At 67.8% G+C, this 17,544-nt stretch carries 9 protein-coding genes and 1 pseudogene; 8 read left to right on the top strand and 2 right to left on the bottom strand.

The window, feature by feature from the left end:
- The first annotated feature begins 188 nt into the window (after positions 1-188).
- The 8 genes and pseudogenes from ACIRGB_RS30975 (at position 189) to ACIRGB_RS30940 (ending at position 12,266) form a co-directional block, all read left to right on the top strand.
- Complete coding sequence (locus ACIRGB_RS30975; protein WP_403871966.1) at positions 189-1,643, top strand: glyceraldehyde-3-phosphate dehydrogenase; 1,455 nt, start codon at positions 189-191, stop codon at positions 1,641-1,643.
- Between the two features lie 115 nt (positions 1,644-1,758).
- Complete coding sequence (locus ACIRGB_RS30970) at positions 1,759-2,511, top strand: TnsA-like heteromeric transposase endonuclease subunit (protein WP_403871965.1); 753 nt, start codon at positions 1,759-1,761, stop codon at positions 2,509-2,511.
- Positions 2,508-4,685: a helix-turn-helix domain-containing protein gene (locus ACIRGB_RS30965; protein ID WP_403871963.1), complete on the top strand. Its 2,178-nt coding sequence runs from the start codon at positions 2,508-2,510 to the stop codon at positions 4,683-4,685. Before ACIRGB_RS30970 ends, ACIRGB_RS30965 begins: the two co-directional genes overlap by 4 nt.
- Positions 4,682-5,818, top strand: coding sequence for an ATP-binding protein (locus ACIRGB_RS30960; protein ID WP_403871961.1), 1,137 nt, complete (start codon positions 4,682-4,684; stop codon positions 5,816-5,818). Before ACIRGB_RS30965 ends, ACIRGB_RS30960 begins: the two co-directional genes overlap by 4 nt.
- Positions 5,815-6,234, top strand: a pseudogene (locus tag ACIRGB_RS30955) (TniQ family protein); the annotation flags it as partial. The gene ACIRGB_RS30960 and the pseudogene ACIRGB_RS30955, both read left to right, overlap by 4 nt.
- A 180-nt stretch (positions 6,235-6,414) precedes the next feature.
- Positions 6,415-8,376 carry a hypothetical protein gene (locus tag ACIRGB_RS30950; RefSeq protein WP_403872263.1) on the top strand — a complete coding sequence of 654 codons (1,962 nt, stop codon included), beginning with the start codon at positions 6,415-6,417 and terminating at the stop codon, positions 8,374-8,376.
- 225 nt (positions 8,377-8,601) lie between these two features.
- Positions 8,602-9,681, top strand: a complete 1,080-nt coding sequence (locus tag ACIRGB_RS30945; RefSeq protein WP_403871959.1) for a DUF4037 domain-containing protein — start codon at positions 8,602-8,604, stop codon at positions 9,679-9,681.
- 302 nt (positions 9,682-9,983) lie between these two features.
- Positions 9,984-12,266 (top strand): hypothetical protein, encoded by a 2,283-nt coding sequence (locus ACIRGB_RS30940; RefSeq protein WP_403871957.1) that lies wholly within the window; start codon positions 9,984-9,986, stop codon positions 12,264-12,266.
- Positions 12,267-12,285: 19 nt separating this feature from the next.
- On the opposite strand, the gene ACIRGB_RS30935 is transcribed toward ACIRGB_RS30940, so the two are convergent.
- Positions 12,286-15,681, bottom strand: coding sequence for a CARDB domain-containing protein (locus ACIRGB_RS30935; protein WP_403871955.1), 3,396 nt, complete (start codon positions 15,679-15,681; stop codon positions 12,286-12,288).
- A 392-nt stretch (positions 15,682-16,073) separates the two neighbouring features.
- Positions 16,074-17,519 carry an argininosuccinate synthase gene (argG, locus tag ACIRGB_RS30930; RefSeq protein ID WP_403871953.1) on the bottom strand — a complete coding sequence of 482 codons (1,446 nt, stop codon included), beginning with the start codon at positions 17,517-17,519 and terminating at the stop codon, positions 16,074-16,076.
- Between the last annotated feature and the right edge of the window lie 25 nt (positions 17,520-17,544).

The raw sequence follows: 17,544 nt of genomic DNA, 5'->3' as shown, positions 1-17,544 counted from the left end.
TGCGGCCCACGCGGGTGATCGGCGCGGACACGGTCCAGCCTCGCGTACCCGGTACGTCCGCGGCGCAATCCTGTTCGAGACGGACACACCCGCCTCCGTACTCATCTGATCGGCCGGGGGCCCACTTGATCGATCATCAATACGATGGGGTTAGCATATGAGCGCCGCCTAGCTCGAAAGATTGAGACGTGACTGTCAACGACGACTCGTTCACCAACTGGAAGCACCGCGAAGAGACCGCGGAATCGATGATCCCGATGATCGGGAAGCTGCACCGGGAGCAGGACGTCACGATCCTGCTGCACAGCCGTTCCCTGGTGAACAAGTCGGTGGTCAGCATCCTCAAGACCCACCGCTTCGCCCGCCAGATCGCCGGGGCGGAGCTGTCGGTCACCGAGACGATGCCCTTCCTCCGGGCGCTCACCACGCTCGACCTCGGGCCCTCGCAGATCGACATCGGCATGCTCGCCGCGACCTACCGGACCGACGACCGGGGTCTGTCGGTCGAGGAGTTCACGGCCGAGGCCGTCGCCGGGGCCACCGGCGCCAACAAGATCGACCGGCGCGAGGGCCGCGACGTCGTCCTGTACGGCTTCGGCCGCATCGGCCGCCTCGTCGCCCGCCTGCTCATCGAGAAGGCGGGCTCGGGCAACGGGCTGCGGCTGCGCGCCATCGTCGTCCGGGGCGGCGGCGAGCGGGCCGCCGAAGACATCGTCAAGCGCGCCTCGCTGCTGCGCCGCGACTCCGTGCACGGCCAGTTCCAGGGCACGATCACCGTCGACGAGGAGAACAGCACGATCCTCGCCAACGGCAACGCCATCAAGGTGATCTACGCGGACGACCCGACCCAGGTCGACTACACGGCGTACGGCATCAAGGACGCCATCCTCATCGACAACACCGGCAAGTGGCGCGACCGCGAGGGCCTGTCGAAGCACCTGCGTCCGGGCGTCGACAAGGTCGTGCTGACCGCGCCGGGCAAGGGCGACGTCCCGAACATCGTCCATGGCGTCAACCACGACACCATCAAGCCGGACGAGCGGATCCTGTCCTGCGCGTCCTGCACCACCAACGCGATCGTCCCGCCGCTGAAGGCGATGGAGGACGAGTACGGGGTGCTGCGCGGTCACGTGGAGACGGTGCACTCCTTCACCAACGACCAGAACCTGCTGGACAATTACCACAAGTCGGACCGTCGCGGCCGCAGCGCGCCGCTGAACATGGTCATCACGGAGACCGGCGCCGCCTCCGCCGTCGCCAAGGCACTGCCCGAGCTGAAGGCGCGGATCACCGGCAGCTCCATCCGGGTGCCCGTGCCGGACGTCTCGATCGCGATCCTCAACCTCCAGCTGGCCCGGGAGGCCAGCCGCGAAGAGGTGGTGGACCACCTGCGTGAGGTGTCGCTGACCTCGCCGCTCAAGCGCCAGATCGACTTCATCAGCGCGCCCGACGCCGTCTCCAGCGACTTCATCGGCTCGCGCCACGCCTCGATCGTGGACGCCGGCGCGCTGAAGGTCGAGGGCGACAACGCGATCCTCTACCTCTGGTACGACAACGAGTTCGGCTACTCCTGCCAGGTCGTCCGCGTCGTGCAGCACGTCTCCGGGGTGGAGTACCCCACGTACCCGGCTCCGGCGGTCTGATCCGCGGTTGTAGGTTCCGCGATTCGGTGCGCACTGTACCCGTGAGATGCGCACCGAATGCGCAATTCCAAGGATCTGTGCGCACTGACTCCGCAGGGTAACTAGCTTCCGGCCCATGGCCATTCTGAGTCCAGCCCGGGTACGTGGGAAGTACGCACAGCCGATGGCGTCAGTCCGCTACGACGACGCGTCGGTACGGAAGGTCCCGTTCAAGGATCTGCGGTTGGCGGATTTCACGTGGTCGGTTCCATGGCGGAAGTTTCGCTCCGTCCACGGCCAGGCGCACTACTCAGGGCGGTACTCGTCGGCGACGATGGCCGGGCCCGTCGTCTATGAGAGCCGTTTGGAGCTGGCGCGGCTTCTCCTGGCCGACATGGATCCTGCCGTGCGTGGGATCTATGCCCAGCCGTGCCATCTGACCGCCCGTGTAGGTGATCGGGTGCGTCGGCATGTGCCGGACTTCCTGCTGGTCATGGCGTCGGGAGTGGTGCGGGTGGTGAACGTCAAGCCTGCGGATCGGCTCACCGATCCGAAGATCGCGGAGGCGTTGGCCTGGCCGGGTGAACTGGTCGAACGGCACGGTTGGGAGTACGAGATCTGGTCCGGAGCGGACCGGGTAGTCCTGGAGAACGTTCGGTTCCTCGCGGCCTACCGTCGCCCGGGTGTGGTCCCAGAGGCCGAGATCGAACGTGCTTGGGAAAGCGTGCAGGACGGTGACCGACTCGGTGTCGCCGAGCGACGGCTGGCGGCTGGGCGTCCCGACCACGAGGCGCGGCCACCACTCTTGGCGCTGGTGTGGTCTGGCCGGCTGACCACTGATTTGTCCCGTCCGCTGAGTGGCAACTGGGTTCTGCGGAGGTCAGTGTGAACGCCTGGACAACGACTCTTCGGACAGGTCTGCCGCTCACCTATGACGGCGAGCAGTTCACGATCGCGGAGATCGAGGGCCGCCGCATCCTCCTTCAGCAGATGTCGGCAGAGGGCCGCCCTACGTGGCGGCAGGTCGATTTGTCGGTGCTGCTGGCACACCCCTCTACCGAGTTCCTGGTGGAGACCTCGCCTGCGGAACCGGCAGCCGCAGCGTTGCTGGGCGGTCTCAGTAGTGCGGAGGACGATGCGCTCACCCTTCGGTTCCGGCATGTGCAGGAAGTTCGCTTCGGCTATCAACTGGGTTCTTCTGAGCTGGCTTTGGAGGGTGAGCCACGGCCGGACTATGCGCCAGGGATGCCTTTGATGCACCGATACCGGGCAAAGGCCGCCGAGCTCGGAGTCGACCCAGCGACGGTCCGCCGATGGGTGTCCAAGGTCGAGAGGGGCGGGCCAGCCGGGCTGGTGAGCAAGCGCCAGCCCAAAAGCGTGCTGGATCGGGTGGATCCGCGCTGGTTGGAGATGGCACGCACGGTGATCGGGGGCCTGGAGAAGTCCAGCCGCCCGGTCCGTGGCCTGGTGCTGATGGAGATCGAAGAACGAGTGGCCAAGAAGTACGGCCGCGATGTGGTGAGCGTTCCAAAGCAGACCACTGGCTACGAACTGCTGAAGGAACTCAGCCGAGGGACCAACGCGTTCGAGGGCAGCACGAAGGGGAAGCGGTCGATCGCGAACCGCCCGCAGGGGGTCTTCGGCAAGCTGCGGGCGACGCGGCCGGGTGAGTACATCGTGCTGGACACCAACAGCCTGGATGTCTTCGCGATGGAGCCGGTGACCTGTCGGTGGGTGCAGTGCGAACTCACCGTCGCCATGGACCTCTACAGCAAGGTGATCACTGGGTTGCGCCTGACGCCGGTATCGACGAAGTCGACCGACGTGGCCGGTGTCCTGTTCGAGACGATCCGACCGCGGGAGGTGTCATCTGCCGGAACGGGCGAACCGCTTCCGTACTGCGGGGTTCCTTCCACGGTGGTATTCGACGCGGAGAAGCTGGTGGACGCGCACGGCCAGCCGCTGCTGCCCGCGGTCGCGGTGGAGACGATCATCTACGACCACGGCAAGATCTACGTCTCGAACCACATCGCGAGCGTCAGCGCAAAGCTCGACATCTCCCTGCAGCCGGCTCGCCCTTACACGCCGACCGACAAGCCGGTGGAACGGTGGTTCAAGACGTTGAACCAGGGGCTGCTGGCGGCTCTGCCGGGCTACAAGGGGCCGGACGTGCACAGCCGGGGAGAGAAGGTGGAGGACGAGGCGTACTTCTTCCTGGACGAGCTTGAAATGATCATCCGCGAGTGGATCACCTTGATCTATCACAGGCGGCACCACCGGGGGCTGACAGTCCCGGAGGTCCCCGGACTGAAGCTGAGCCCGCTGGAGATGTTCGAGCACGGCGTGAACCGGGCGGGCCCCTTGCGCATCCCGTCCAGGCCGGGCCTCGCGTTCGAGTTCCTGGAAGAGGAGTGGTGCCCCATCCACCACTACGGGGTGGAGATCAACGGGCTTCGCTACAACGGGGACGGGCTCGACGACTACCGCAATCAGATCAGCCCGCACCGCGGCGAACCCGCCGGCAAGTGGCCGGTCGCGGTGGACCGAGCCGACATCAGGAAGATCTACTTCCAGGATCCGAAGCAGCCACACCTATGGCACACCCTGGACTGGGAACATGCCCCGGCTCTGAACGGGCCGACCAGCCTGGAAGCGTTGAAGTACGCACGCCGAATCGCGGCCAAGACGCATCGTTTCCCGGACACCAAGCGCGCCCTGATCGACTTGCTGGAACGGTGGGGCGCCGGGCTGACCGAGGACCGGACGGAGCGGCGCATGGCGGTGCGCTTGTCGCAGGACCGTCTGCGGCTGGTCGGCGAAAGCGACCCTGAAGTCAGCGAGATCGCCGAGCTTCCCTCCGTGCGCAGTCTGGCAGCGCTCAGTTCGCCGGACGCAGGAACGGGCCATGAGACAGCACCGGATTTGCAGGTGGTCACGCCTGATGAGGACCTGGGCGGGGACGATGACGAGGACGAGGAGTGCAAGGCTGTCCCGGCAGACGAGGAAACCGACGTCCTGCTCGACGAGGATGACTACTACGCCGACGTCTGGGACAGCCGTTGAACGCGCAGGATGACGTCGAGCCGTTTGAGGGCGATGACCGCCAGTACAGCCCCACCCGCTTGTCGGGCTGGCTGCAAGAGGTCAACGGGCCGGACCGGATCCGACCCGAACAGCACACCAGAGCCCAGCTGGCTGACCTGTCGCCGCGCGCGCTCCTGATATACAACGACAACCGGGCAGTCTGGCATGCCAACATCGGCCCGATCGATACACCCCAACTCCTCGACCTCCATACGGAGTTACACGAGATCGTCGAGTCAAACCGACAGGACGGGGACAAGACGAAGCCGGCAGCGCTGCTGGACGCCTATCCCGGACTCGGAAAGAGCACCGCGGTCCGCGCCTACGGCCGGAAGCTGTTCCGCGAAAAGATCACCTTGCGCGGAGAAACCACCCCAAGCGGAGACCGCAGGGTCCCCGTCATCTACATCGCGCTGAGCGGGAACACACAGATCCGGGGTCTGAACGCCGCGATCTGCCGCTTTTACGGACTACCGATCACCGGTGACGCCGATACTCTGGCCGAGCGGGCGGTGGATGCGGTGCTGTCCATGCGAACCGCCGTGTTCATCATTGACGACATTCACTTCCTGGCCGGAGCGAACACCAATTCAATTCGCATGTCCAACCAGTTGAAGTACCTGGCCAATGTCTTCCCCGTCACCTTGGTCTATGTCGGCGTCGGAGTCCAGCAACGCGGCATCCTCAGCGAGGGCTTCTCTGGAAAAAAGAACGAACTCGCCCAGTTCGGGCGCCGCACCACTCCACTGACTTTGCTCCCCTTCCAGATCGATGATGAAGAGGGACGCCAGCAGTGGCAAGTCTTGTTGAAGACGATTGAGAAGAAGCTCATCCTGGCGGAGAAGTACCCTGGAATGCTCGCCCGGGACCTGTCCGACTATCTCTACGCCCGCTCCACAGGCCACTTCGCTTCCCTCATGGCCCTGATCAACCGCGGCTGTCTGCGCGCAATCCGCAGTGGCAACGAGCGCCTCGATAAGGACCTTATGGACCAGGTGAAGAATGACGTGGCCGCGGAGGAGAGCCGCAAAGAACTCGAAGCCGCGATGAAGGCCGGCTTGCTGACCAGCCGTCCGGGACAGCTTCCGAAACCCGGTAGGAAGACGGCATGACGGAATGGCCCGACGAGCGAATCCCACTCTGGGTCCCCCCGGTTGAGGGCGAAGCCCTCGACAGCTGGCTAGCGGCGTACTCCCGCCGCCTACGGACGGACGTCTCACAGTTCCTCAGTTTCGTCGGCCTGCACGGAGCTCGCCCCAACCACATGATTCGCTGTTTGACCGAGCGCGAACGGCAGGTGCTGGCCGAACGCACAGGGCTCGCCCCGGAGGGACTCATGGCGATGACGCTTGAGCCTTGGGACGGAGTGGCCGTGACCATCGACCGTCCGACGCGCCGTCTCATCCGCCCGCCGAACTGGCGGCACACCGGCAACACCACCCGCTGCTGTCCTGGTTGCGTCAACGAATCTGGAGGACGCTGGCAGATCTCATGGCGGCTGCCCTGGTCGTTCGCCTGCACCCGGCATCGAACGCTCTTGCTCGACCACTGCCCCAGGTGCGGGCAGCCACCCATGGTCCATGGGCGTCGGAGCCTGCGGGATACACCCCCGGGAGCCTGCCTCTACGGCACAGGCAGCGCTCATGCCGTTCGCTGCGGCTTCTTCCTCCCGCACGCTGCCACCCCCCTACTCCCCAAGGGCTCCCTGGTGATGAAGACCCAGGAGGAGATCAACTCGGAGATCCTGCGGGCCGGGGTCCACCGCGAAGTGGCCGCGCAGCGCGGCCGTGAGCTGGCGATGCTTGCCCACTCAGCCCTGCTCAGTCTGCGCAGCTCGTTGGACTCGGCTCCAGCCGTAGTCCACGCAGTACTCGCAGAGTGCGGAGGCGGCTTGCCTGAAGCGCAGTATCACCACGGCGGAAGCGATTCCCACAACGCCGCCGTCGGCACGGCCATCGCCAGCATCGCGCTGCACCGAGAACGGGACGACAGCGACGCTGTCCTTTCCTGGCTGATGAGGACTGACCGATTGCGGCGCCACGGTGCGCATCCGACGCCCTGGCTCGCCAACTGGGCACCAGCCGGACCCGAGGTGACCTCTCGCGCCTTGGCTGTGGTGGCCGATGAGCTGACCTGGATTGCACGGCTACGCTACGGCGCTGCCACGGCCGCACCGGCCTGGCCAACCCTCACCGACGAAGACGTACAGCGTCGCGCGTCCAGGTTCCCGGCGATGCTGTGGCCGGCCTGGACCATGCGGATGCTGCCCCGGCTACCCAAACCCGTCATCCGGCTCGCGGGGCTTCGCCGGGCATGCGCGACCCTGCTCTTGGTGCCCGGGACATTCTGGGAATACCACCAAGCCGCCGAACTATTGGGCAACCCTCGTGCATACGCAAACAGGGAAGCACTCGACACCTCACTCGACAAGCAACGGCCCAATGAACTTGCTGCCTTCCTCGTATTGTTGGCCCGCGCCCTGGACACCCATCCGGCTCTCATCGATTACCATCGACGGCGGGCTACCTTCTCCGAAGATAGCGTAAGACTTGACCTGGACGCCCTTCAGGAATACTGCCGAAGCCGCGGGCTGCGCAGTGGCCCAGTACACACCAAGAGACTGCGATGGCGCCTGCTTAGAATCTTGCTCGGAGCCGACCCCGGCACCTCATCCCGCACACCAGCCTGGAACGCAGACCTTTCACAACAATTCTCCGGCGAGTTCCGTGATTTTCTGTTTCAGCAGGCGACCGCGAATCTGAAGACCCACGACATCGACGAACCCGTGCTCTGGCAGCCACCGCTTACGTGGCTCGACAATGTTGCCTCGCCTGGAGTGGATCCCGACGCAATTGACACTGCGAAGCTCACCGCGTTGCTAGTCCCAGGCCATCCACTGGCACAGACCGCGGACACTATGGGAATCAGCGAAGATCACATTCAGTTGCACATCGAGTCGATTGGCATCAGCGGTTCGCTGCGGCCTGTTTCACGTTCACCCGCCCAAGGACGCAACATCCCTCGCCAAGGCCTTCTTTCCTCTGAAGAGCTGCGAAGGCTATACCTAGAACAAGGCCTCTCTTATCGAAAGGTCGCACAAATCGTGGGGTGCAGCGAAACTACCGTCCGCCGGGCTCTCGCCGAGGCCAAAATCTCGACTCGATCAACTCGTGGAATTCCTCCCCTCCTGTCGACCAGGATTTCCCGCGAGTGGCTGGAAATGGAATATTCACTCAAGGGTCGCAGCGTCCCCGACATTGCAAAGGAGGTTGGAGTCCACAAAGACAGCGTGTCCGATCAGCTCCAACGGTGGGGCATCCCGCGACGCCCCGAAGGCCCCTATTCGAATCCCTTCGCCTCGCTGGACTTCACTCTCTCGCCAGCAATGCACCGTCTGAGCAGAACTCGAAATTGTCTGACACGGCTACGCAACCTCCTGCACATACCCGGGCACCCCAGCATCGCGGCTGCCGCGAAATCGCTCGACATCCCTCCAACCACCCTCCGCCGACAGCTTCGAGGCATCGAAGCTGTCCTGGGCGCCACCGTGATCGCACACACCAACCCGCTGTCCATCGGTCCGTCGGGAGCTACCTTTTTCGGTGAGGCACGTCGGCTCATTGCCCTTCTCGACAACGGAGCGAAACCGACGCCGGCCAGGCTCGGTTAGCGAGGCTGGAGATCGCCAAACCTTTTTTACAGGTCACTCTGTGTTATCGATCAGGGACGCAATGTGTGTGCAATTCCACGATTCGATGCGCATTGGGTGCAGACAGTAACTCCTGTCCTCGGTGTGACCGTTCAGAACCAACGAACGAACCGCGCCTGCGGACAGCAACCGGAACGCTCGGTATTGGTTGGCGGCCGGCCTCTCGGTTCTGCCAGGGTGGCGGCCATGACACGTGTCTTCCTGCCAGGTCTCGAGCTGGCGCGACTGTTCCACACCGAGGCCGTCGCCCCTATCCTGAACACAGCGTTGGACGGGGTGCCGTATTCGGCAGCACTGATCGGCTGGGGCTCCGAAGTGCAGGGTTTCGACACCGCACGCTCAACCGACCACGCCTGGGGCCCGCGGATGCAGGTGTTCCTCAGCAGCGACGGCTTCCGGGCACACGGGGACGAGCTTGGTGCACTGCTCGACCGCGAGTTGCCGGAGACGTTCCGCGGCTACCCGGTCCGCTTTCCGTTTCCCGACGATGCACCGGCCCGGCACTGGGTTGACGTCAAGGACCTTCAGGGTTTCTTCATAGAGCACCTCGGCGAGGACCCGGCCGCGGGCCTGTCAGTGTCCGGCTGGCTGACGACCCCGACACAGGTGCTGCGCGAGCTGACCGGCGGCGCGGTCTTCCACGACGGGCTCGACCTGCTCGATTCCTACCGCAACGACCTGACCTGGTATCCGGACGACGTCTGGCGCTACGTCCTGGCCTGCCAGTGGATGCGCCTGTCCCAGGAAGAACCGTTCGTCGGACGTTGCGGTGAAGTCGGTGACGACCTGGGTTCCGCGGTAGTGGCCGCCCGACAGGTGCGCGACCTGATGAAACTGTGTCTGCTGATGAACCGGGTCTATCCGCCCTACAGCAAATGGCTGGGCACCGCGTTCGCGGAGCTCCCGTGCGCCGAGACGCTCACGCCACTTCTGTCCGCGGCGCTGGCGGCGCGAAGCTGGCAGGAGCGGGAGCGGCATCTTTCCCCGGCCTACGAGCTTGCCGCAGGCATGCACAACGACCTGGGGCTGACCGAACCGCTGGAGACAAAGGCCCGCTACTTCCACACCCGGCCGTTCCTTGTCATGGACGGCTACCGCTTCACCGACACCCTCATGGCCACGATCAACGACCCGCAGGTCAGGTCGCTGCCGCCTGTCGGGGCGATCGACCAGTTCGTCGACAGCACCGACGTGACTCAATTCGCCAACCGGCGCAAGCGCTACATCACAGGACCCGTACTGGCGACGCTGCACCTCGACAAGTAGGCAGGTGACGACCCGCAGGACGCCGTCGCTGACTGTGACAGGCGGCCTGCTCAGCAGGGCGCCGATTGCGCACGGAGGACCGACACTTGCAGTGCTCACTTCACGCGGAATCCCGTATTTCCCCTGGGGTCAGTGCGCACAAGAAGGTGGAACCTACAGCGGTACGGCACGCGCGAGGGGCGGCGGGAGACGGTTCCCGCCGCCCCTCGCGCGTGCCGCGCACGATGCCGGGGCATGCGTGGGATGCACACCTCGCCCGGGCGCCGTGCGGCACGGCGGCCGGCTGATACGAGAATGGTTCCATGAACGCACTGGTCCGGCGCCCGCCCTGGGTCGAGGTGCTGGTCTGGTGCGTGGCGGTGCTGAGCGTGACCGTCCTGGCCGCGGCGGCCGTCGTCCGCAGCACGGTGCTGGACCCCGGTTTCTACGGCAAGGCCCTGGAGGACGAGCACGCCTACCAGCGCTTCTACGACGAGGTGCTGGTCGACCCGGGCAGTACGCCGTTCACCAGCGACCTGCTGGACCGGCTGCCCGTGCCGCAGTCGACCATCACCTCCAACCTCAAGGTGGTGATCCCGCCGGAGACGCTGCGGACCATGGGCGACGGGCAGATCGCGGAGATGGTCCACTACCTGGAGGGCGACCGCGACCGGCTGCGGGTCACGGTCGACCTGGAGCCCGTCGTCGAGAACGTCGAGCGGCTCAGCCAGGCGTACTTCGGCGACGCCGTCGCCGCGCTGCAAAAGCGGTCCGAACCCGACTTCCAGGCCTTCGTGCAACGCGTGTCGGACCTGGTGGCGCGGGTGGTGGCCGGTGAGGCGCCGCTGGACGAGCTGCCGACGCTGCCGCTCTCGCACGGCCAGGCGGCCGCGGCCACGGACGCGCTGATGCGCCTGGTGCCGGACGGCACGGCGCACGACGGGGTCAGATCCACCGTGATGACGGCCCTGGACCGCGGCGACGTGGCCTCGGCGCTGGCCGCGATCGCCCCGGTCGCCCTGACCGACCAGGTCCGGGACGCCGCCGAGGAGTTGTTGCGGGAGGCGAGGCGGGGCACCTGGGTCGTCACCGTCGACGTCGAGCCCGGAAGCGAGGCGCTGGCCCCGCTGGACCGCGCCCGCAACGTGACCCGGCTCTTCCAGGACGTGGTGGAACCGGCGGCGGCCGTGCTGTGCGCCGCCGCGCTCACCCTGCTGTGGTTCCTGACGCCGTCGCCCGCCAAGCGCCGGCTGATTCCGCTGGGCTGGGTGCCGGCGGCGGCCGCCGCCCTCCTGGCGCTCACCGTGCTCGTGCTGCGGCTCACGCTGGGCGACACGCTGTTCGGCACGCCGACGTCGTGGCCGCCCGCCGCCTCGGGGCTGCTCGCCGACGTCCAGGCCGCCGCGCTGGACCGGCTGCTGACCACCGCCGTCGTCGTCGCGGTGATCCTGCTCGCCGCGGGCGCCCTGCTGATCACCGTCGGCTGGGTCTGGCAGACCCGGCCGAGCGTGCCGGTCCTCACCGACCCGCGGCACGTTCCGGCACTGACCTTCACCGTCACCGCCGTCGCCCTCGTCGGGACGATGCTGGCGCCGGTGGCGATCACCGGTTCCTCCCCGCGCATCTGCCAGGGCAGCGCCGAGCTGTGCGACGCCCGCTACGACGAGATCGCCCAGCTCGCGTCGCACAACGCGATGGCGACGACGGCCGACCGGTTCATCGGCCCCCTCCAGGACCCGGACATCGTCGGCCAGCTGGGTGCCGGATCGCGGGTCCTGCTGCTGGACACCCACCGCTGGGAGCGGCCCGAGGAGGTCGCGGACCGGTTGAACACCTCGGACTTCTCCCCCGCCGAGCGCCGCCGGCTGACCACGATCCTGAAGCGGGTGAACCCGCCCCACCCGGGTTTGTGGCTGTGCCACTCGGTGTGCGGTGCCGGGGCCCTCGAACTGGAGCCGACGCTGCGGCAGATCGGTGAGTGGCTGCGGGACAATCCCACGGAGATCGTCACGCTGATCCTCCAGGACGGCGTGGACGCGGTGGCGACCCAGGACGCCTTCGTGCGGGCCGGGCTGTCGGACCTGCTCTACGAGCCGGACCCGGACCCGGACCGTCCGTGGCCGAAGCTCGGCGACATGATCGACAGCGGCCGGCGGCTGGTCGTCTTCGCGGAGCAGGCGGACGGGCCCGCGCCCTGGTACCGGAACCTCTACCGGTACGGCATGGAGACGCCGTTCGCCTTCCGCAGCCCGGACGAGATGTCCTGCCTGCCCCACCGGGGCGGCTCGGACAAGCGGCTGTTCCTGCTGAACCACTTCGTCACGGCGGGCGGCGGGCTGCGGCTCGACGCCGGGGTCGTCAACTCCCGGCAGCGGGTGCTGGAGCGGGCGCACACCTGCGAACGGCGGCGCGGCAGGCCGGTCAACTTCATCGCGGTGGACTACGCGACGATCGGCGACGCGATCGGCGCGGTGGACGAACTCAACGCCGAGCGCCTGAAGGACGACACCCGCGTCCCCGTCGAGCGCACACCCGGCCGGCTCCCGGGAGCGGCCCAGGCCCGGCGGCGCGGTGGTGCTCCGCGCCGCCGGGCCCGCTACCGCTGACCGGTTCTCCCTGGTCGGCCTACTGGTTGATCTTGAACTGGGAGCCGGGTTCGATCCGTATGTCTCCCTTCGCCGAGTTGGTGATCGTGACGTCGGTCAGGGTCGCGCTGCCGCGGGCGCCGCTCATCGCGAGGATGCCGGCGCCGTTGTTCGACTTGTCGATGCGGACGTTCTGGATCTTCACGTCCGGCATGGCGCCGCCTCCCGTCTTGAACTGGATGCCGTCGTAGGTCGAGTCGAGGATCTCGGTGTCCCGGATGGTCACGCCCGGGATGTCCTGGCCCTGGGCGAAGAGGGTGATGGCGCCGAACTCCTGCGCCTCGCCCCAGAACGCGCCGCCGGTGCGGTGCAGGGCGTTGCCCGCGATGAGGGTCTGCCCGGAGAAGGGCAGCGGGTCGTGGTCGGTGGCGAGCATGATGCCGGGGTAGTTCATGGTGTCGGAGACGACGTTGTTCTCGACGGTGTTGCCGTAACCGCCGTACACCGCGATGCCGTTGGCCCGCCACGGCAGCTGGATCGTGTTGTTGCGGAAGTGGTTGTCGTGGCCGATGTCCACGGACGTGTCCTTCACGTACTTGTTGGCCCAGACCGCGAGCGAGTCGTCACCGGTGGTGCGGAAGGATGAGTCGTAGACGGTGGAGTTGCGGGTGCCGTTGGAGAAGTTGATGCCGTCGGCGTAGGTGTCCCGGATGCGCATGCCCGTGAACTCCAGGCCGTCGCCGGGGCCCCACAGCTCGGGGATGTTCGAGTAGTCGCGGCCGACCCAGACACCGACGTTGGCGTGCTCGATCCACACGTTGCTGATCTTGGTGTCCTTGCCGAAGCGGCCGTTGAGCCCGACGCCGCCCTCCGCGTTGCCGTCGCCGCCGCGGATGGTGCCGGAGCCGAAGATGGCGAGGTCGGAGATCCGGGTGTTGCCGTCGATGTCGAAGCCGAAGTTGCCCTCGTGCGGGTGGTTGATGCCGCCGGCCTCGTGCGGCGGGGTCAGGGTGGAGAGCTGGGAGTGCCACATGCCGGCGCCGCGGATGGTGACGTTGCTGATGCCGACCTGGTTGTACTGGCCGCGGTTGAGCGGGTCGTCGGTGAGGATCTTCTGTTCCTGGCGCCACTGCCCGGCGGGGATCCACACGCAGTCGATCCTGCCGTTCTGGTCGTCGGTGACGGCGCGCTGGATGGCGTCGGTGTCGTCGAGTCCGTCGCCGGGGACGGCTCCGTACTCGGTGATGGAGGTGCACTCGGCGGGCTTGGCCTTGGCGGGCGCGACCTGTTCCAGGTCGATCAGGTCGATGACGTAGAAGGCGGCCGAGTCGCCCGCGTCGCGCTGGAGGCGGAACTCGGTGCCCTGCGGGAAGGTCCGGTCCAGGAGCGCGTGGGACTCGTCGAAGAGGCGCCGGGCGTCGCCGCCGGGCCGGTTGGTGAGGCCCTCGGGGTCGTCGGTGCTGCCGTAGAGCCAGCTGTGCCTGGACGACAGGGTGAGCTTCTGCACGAACCGGCCGTCGGCGTAGAGGCTGAGGGTGGCCTCGGTTCCGCCGCCGCCGGGGGCGTCGGGGATGGAGTTGCGCACCACGACGGAGTTGGTGGGTGTGGTGGAGGTGAACTCGACGTACTCGCCGGTCGAGTCGAGCCGGACGGACGCGCGGCCCGAGGACTCGGTGTCGAAGTCGGTGTGGCCGAAGGTCCGCTTGGCGTCGGTGGTGAGCAGGGTGCCGTCGTACCGGCCGTCCTCCGCCTCGTACTCGGTGTACGGCAGGGCGGCGCCGCGTCCGACGACGAGGGACTTGGCGAGCACGTTGTTGTTCTCGTTGGTCTCGGCGACCCGGGCGGTGGCGTCGGCCGTGGCGGTGAGCGTGACGCCGCCGCCGGTCGCCTTCCAGGTGCCGCTGACCGGGACGTTCACCGTGGCGCCCGCCGCGACCTGCCCGGTGGTGCCGTCCAGGGTGGTGGAGCCGGCCTGGACCCGGGTCACGGTGCCCGCCTCGGCGGCGCTGGTGCCGCGGTTGTGCACGGCGACGGTGAAGGAGACCTCGGCGCCCACCGCCGGGTTGGCCGGGTTGGTGGTGAGGGAGCGCACCTCGAGGTCGGGTCCGGGCGCCCGGTCGACGACGAGGCGGTCGGCGGCGGAGCGGCTGTTGTTGGTGTCGTCCAGTTCGGCGACGGTGTCACGCGGGTCGGCCACGGCGGCGACCGCGTAACTGCCGGCCGCGTGAGTGCCGGTGGCGACGGCCACCTCCGCGGACTCGCCGGGGTCGAGCGCGGGGACCGCGGCGCTGCCGGCCGCCCGGCCTTCGACGGTGACCTCGGTGGTGGTCGCGGCCGAGGCCGCGGTGCCGGCGTTGCGGACCGTGGCGTTCACGGTGACCTCGTCGCGCTCGTTGGGCGCGGCGGGCGACCAGTCGAGGCCGGTGACCGTGAGGTCGGGCGCGGGTGCGGCGCTGCCGAGGACCTGGAACTCGGCGACCTGGCCGCCGGGGGCGCCGGTGTTGGCGAAGAACCGGAGCCGTACGTCGGAGACCCGGCCGCCGACCGGGATGGTCACCGCGTTGCCCTGCGCCGGGCTGAAGGCGTAGTCGGCGCGGTCGCGCAGCGAGGTGAAGTCGCTCTTGCCCTCGGCCCGTCCGAGCACCTGGATGCTCTGGGTGCGGGCGGACCACACCGGGTCCGGATTGAGCTTGACCACGACACCGCTGACGTCGGCGTCCGCGCCGAGCTTGACGGTGAGGTCGGCCGGGTGGCCGGCGGCCTCCCAGTACGTGGCGGTGGAGTCGTCGGTGGCGTGGGCGGCGACGTAGTTCTGGGTCGTGGAGGTGGCCTCGGCCGGTTTGTTGCGGGCGAGGTTGGTGCCGGTGGGCGGCGGGCCGGTGTCGACGTCGTCGCCGTACACCTCGACCTCGGCCAGTTGCGCGGCGTTCCAGCCGGTGTTGCCGGTGATGTCGACGCGGACGTAGCGGGCCGCGGAGGGTGAGTCGAGGTCGATGGCGACGGTGCCCGCCTGGGCCGGGCCGAACGCCCGTGTGTCCGAGGCGTCGAGGCTGTGGAAGGTGGAGCCGTCGGTGCTGCCCCGCAGGGAGAGCGTCTGGGTCCGGCTCTCCCAGGCGGCGGGCAGTTTGAGCACCACCCGGTCCACCTCGCGGGCGGTGCCGAGGTCGACCTGCAACCACTGCGGGAAGGAACCGGCCGGTCCCTCCCAGTAGGTGGCCTGCTGTCCGTCGGTGGCGTTGCCGGCCGGGTAGGCGCCGTGCGAGCCGCCCGCCCTGGCGGGGCGCCCGAGGGCCAGATTGACGTCGGCGGCGGCCGTCACCGGCGCCGACGCCGCCTGCGCGGGGGCGGCGAGGGGAAGTGGCAGCAGCCCGACCGTCATCAGCCCGGCGACGGCGGCGCCCGTGAGCGTCCGCCGGCCGAGAGATCTCCGTCTCATGGGGTCCTCTGTTCCGTGGGGAGTCGGGGAGGGCGCGACGGTCCGGCGGTTGGGGGAAGCACCGACTCTGCGCGCCAATTGAGCAGGACAGTCGATTCTTTGCGGAAAGTGCGTCATCAGATTTCTAGCGCGTCACCTGTTTGTCAACGGTCGCGGTAGAGGCGGGAATTGACACGTAAACGGCTTGCGTTGCTTGCGACGCTCTTGCGCGGCGCGTGAACTGGCAACAGAGGACCGGCGAAGGGCGGACGGGCTGCTGGAAGCTCGCAAGGAGCGCAAGTCATGCACGAGGTGCAGCAATTGGCGTGACACAACGCGAGGGCCGGCCCGGCGCCCTCAGGCGTCGAGCCGGCCCTCGCCGGTGCGTGGTCCCCGCCGCGGGGACGCAGAGGTCAGTCCGTGCCGGACTCCATCGCGGCGCGGTCCAGCAGCTCGTCCTCGGCGGAGACCTCGCCGCGGGAGGCGATGGCCTGCGCGCCGCCCTCCGGCATGGCGCCGATCAGCCCGGTCGCCGCGGCCTGGGCCGCCCCGATGGCCGGGTTGGCGGTGCCGATGAGGCCGAGCCCGGCGTACTGCTCCAGCTTGGCGCGGGAGTCGGCGATGTCCAGGTTGCGCATGGTCAGCTGGCCGATCCGGTCCACCGGGCCGAACGCGGAGTCCTCGGTGCGCTCCATGGACAGCTTGTCCGGGTGGTAGCTGAACGCCGGGCCCGTGGTGTCGAGGATCGAGTAGTCCTCGCCGCGCCGCAGCCTGAGGGTGACCTCGCCGGTGACCGCCGAGCCGACCCAGCGCTGGAGCGACTCGCGGATCATCAGCGACTGCGGGTCCAGCCAGCGGCCCTCGTACATCAGCCGGCCGAGCCGCCGGCCCTCGGTGTGGTACTGGGCGAGGGTGTCCTCGTTGTGGATGGCGTTGACCAGGCGCTCGTAGGCGGCGTGCAGCAGGGCCATGCCGGGCGCCTCGTAGATGCCGCGGCTCTTGGCCTCGATGATCCGGTTCTCGATCTGGTCGGACATGCCCAGGCCGTGCCGGCCGCCGATGGCGTTGGCCTCCATGACCAGGTCGACGGCGGAGGCGAACTCCTTGCCGTTGATCGTCACCGGGCGGCCCTGGTCGAAGCCGATGGTCACGTCCTCGGGCGCGATCTCGACCGACGGGTCCCAGAACCGCACGCCCATGATGGGCTCGACGGTCTCGACGCCGGTGTCGAGGTGCTCGAGGGTCTTGGCCTCGTGGGTGGCGCCCCAGATGTTGGCGTCGGTGGAGTACGCCTTCTCCGTGGAGTCCCGGTAGGGCAGGTCGTGGGCGACCAGCCACTCCGACATCTCCTTGCGGCCGCCCAGCTCGGTCACGAAGTCCGCGTCGAGCCACGGCTTGTAGATCCTGAGCTGCGGGTTGGCGAGCAGGCCGTACCGGTAGAACCGCTCGATGTCGTTGCCCTTGAACGTGGAGCCGTCGCCCCAGATCTGGACGTCGTCCTCGAGCATCGCCCGTACGAGGAGGGTGCCCGTGACGGCACGGCCCAGCGGCGTGGTGTTGAAGTAGGCACGCCCGCCCGAGCGGATGTGGAACGCCCCGCAGGTGAGCGCGGCCAGCCCCTCCTCGACCAGCGCCGCGCGGCAGTCGACCAGGCGCGCGACCTCGGCGCCGTACGTCTTCGCGCGGTCGGGCACCGAGGCGATGTCGGGCTCGTCGTACTGGCCGATGTCGGCGGTGTACGTGCAGGGGACGGCGCCCTTGTCACGCATCCACGCGACCGCGACCGAGGTGTCGAGGCCGCCCGAGAAGGCGATACCGACGCGCTCGCCGGTGGGGAGGGAGGTGAGGACCTTGGACATAGGAAGAGTATGCATGATTACGCAT

Source organism: Streptomyces sp. NPDC102490, assembly GCF_044765285.1.
Classification (GTDB): Bacteria; Actinomycetota; Actinomycetes; order Streptomycetales; family Streptomycetaceae; genus Streptomyces.
The sequence above is the reverse complement of the archived record's forward strand: the minus strand, read 5'-3'. Positions and strand labels throughout refer to the sequence as shown.

What these genes read in the sequence shown, in the direction of transcription:
- ACIRGB_RS30970 (WP_403871965.1), top strand. Translation starts at nt 1,759, where the DNA reads ATGGCCATTCTGAGTCCAGCCCGGGTACGTGGGAAGTACGCACAGCCG.
- ACIRGB_RS30945 (WP_403871959.1), top strand. Translation starts at nt 8,602, where the DNA reads ATGACACGTGTCTTCCTGCCAGGTCTCGAGCTGGCGCGACTGTTCCAC.
- ACIRGB_RS30940 (WP_403871957.1), top strand. Translation starts at nt 9,984, where the DNA reads ATGAACGCACTGGTCCGGCGCCCGCCCTGGGTCGAGGTGCTGGTCTGG.
- ACIRGB_RS30935 (WP_403871955.1), bottom strand. Translation starts at nt 15,681, where the DNA reads ATGAGACGGAGATCTCTCGGCCGGCGGACGCTCACGGGCGCCGCCGTC.
- argG (WP_403871953.1), bottom strand. Translation starts at nt 17,519, where the DNA reads ATGTCCAAGGTCCTCACCTCCCTCCCCACCGGCGAGCGCGTCGGTATC.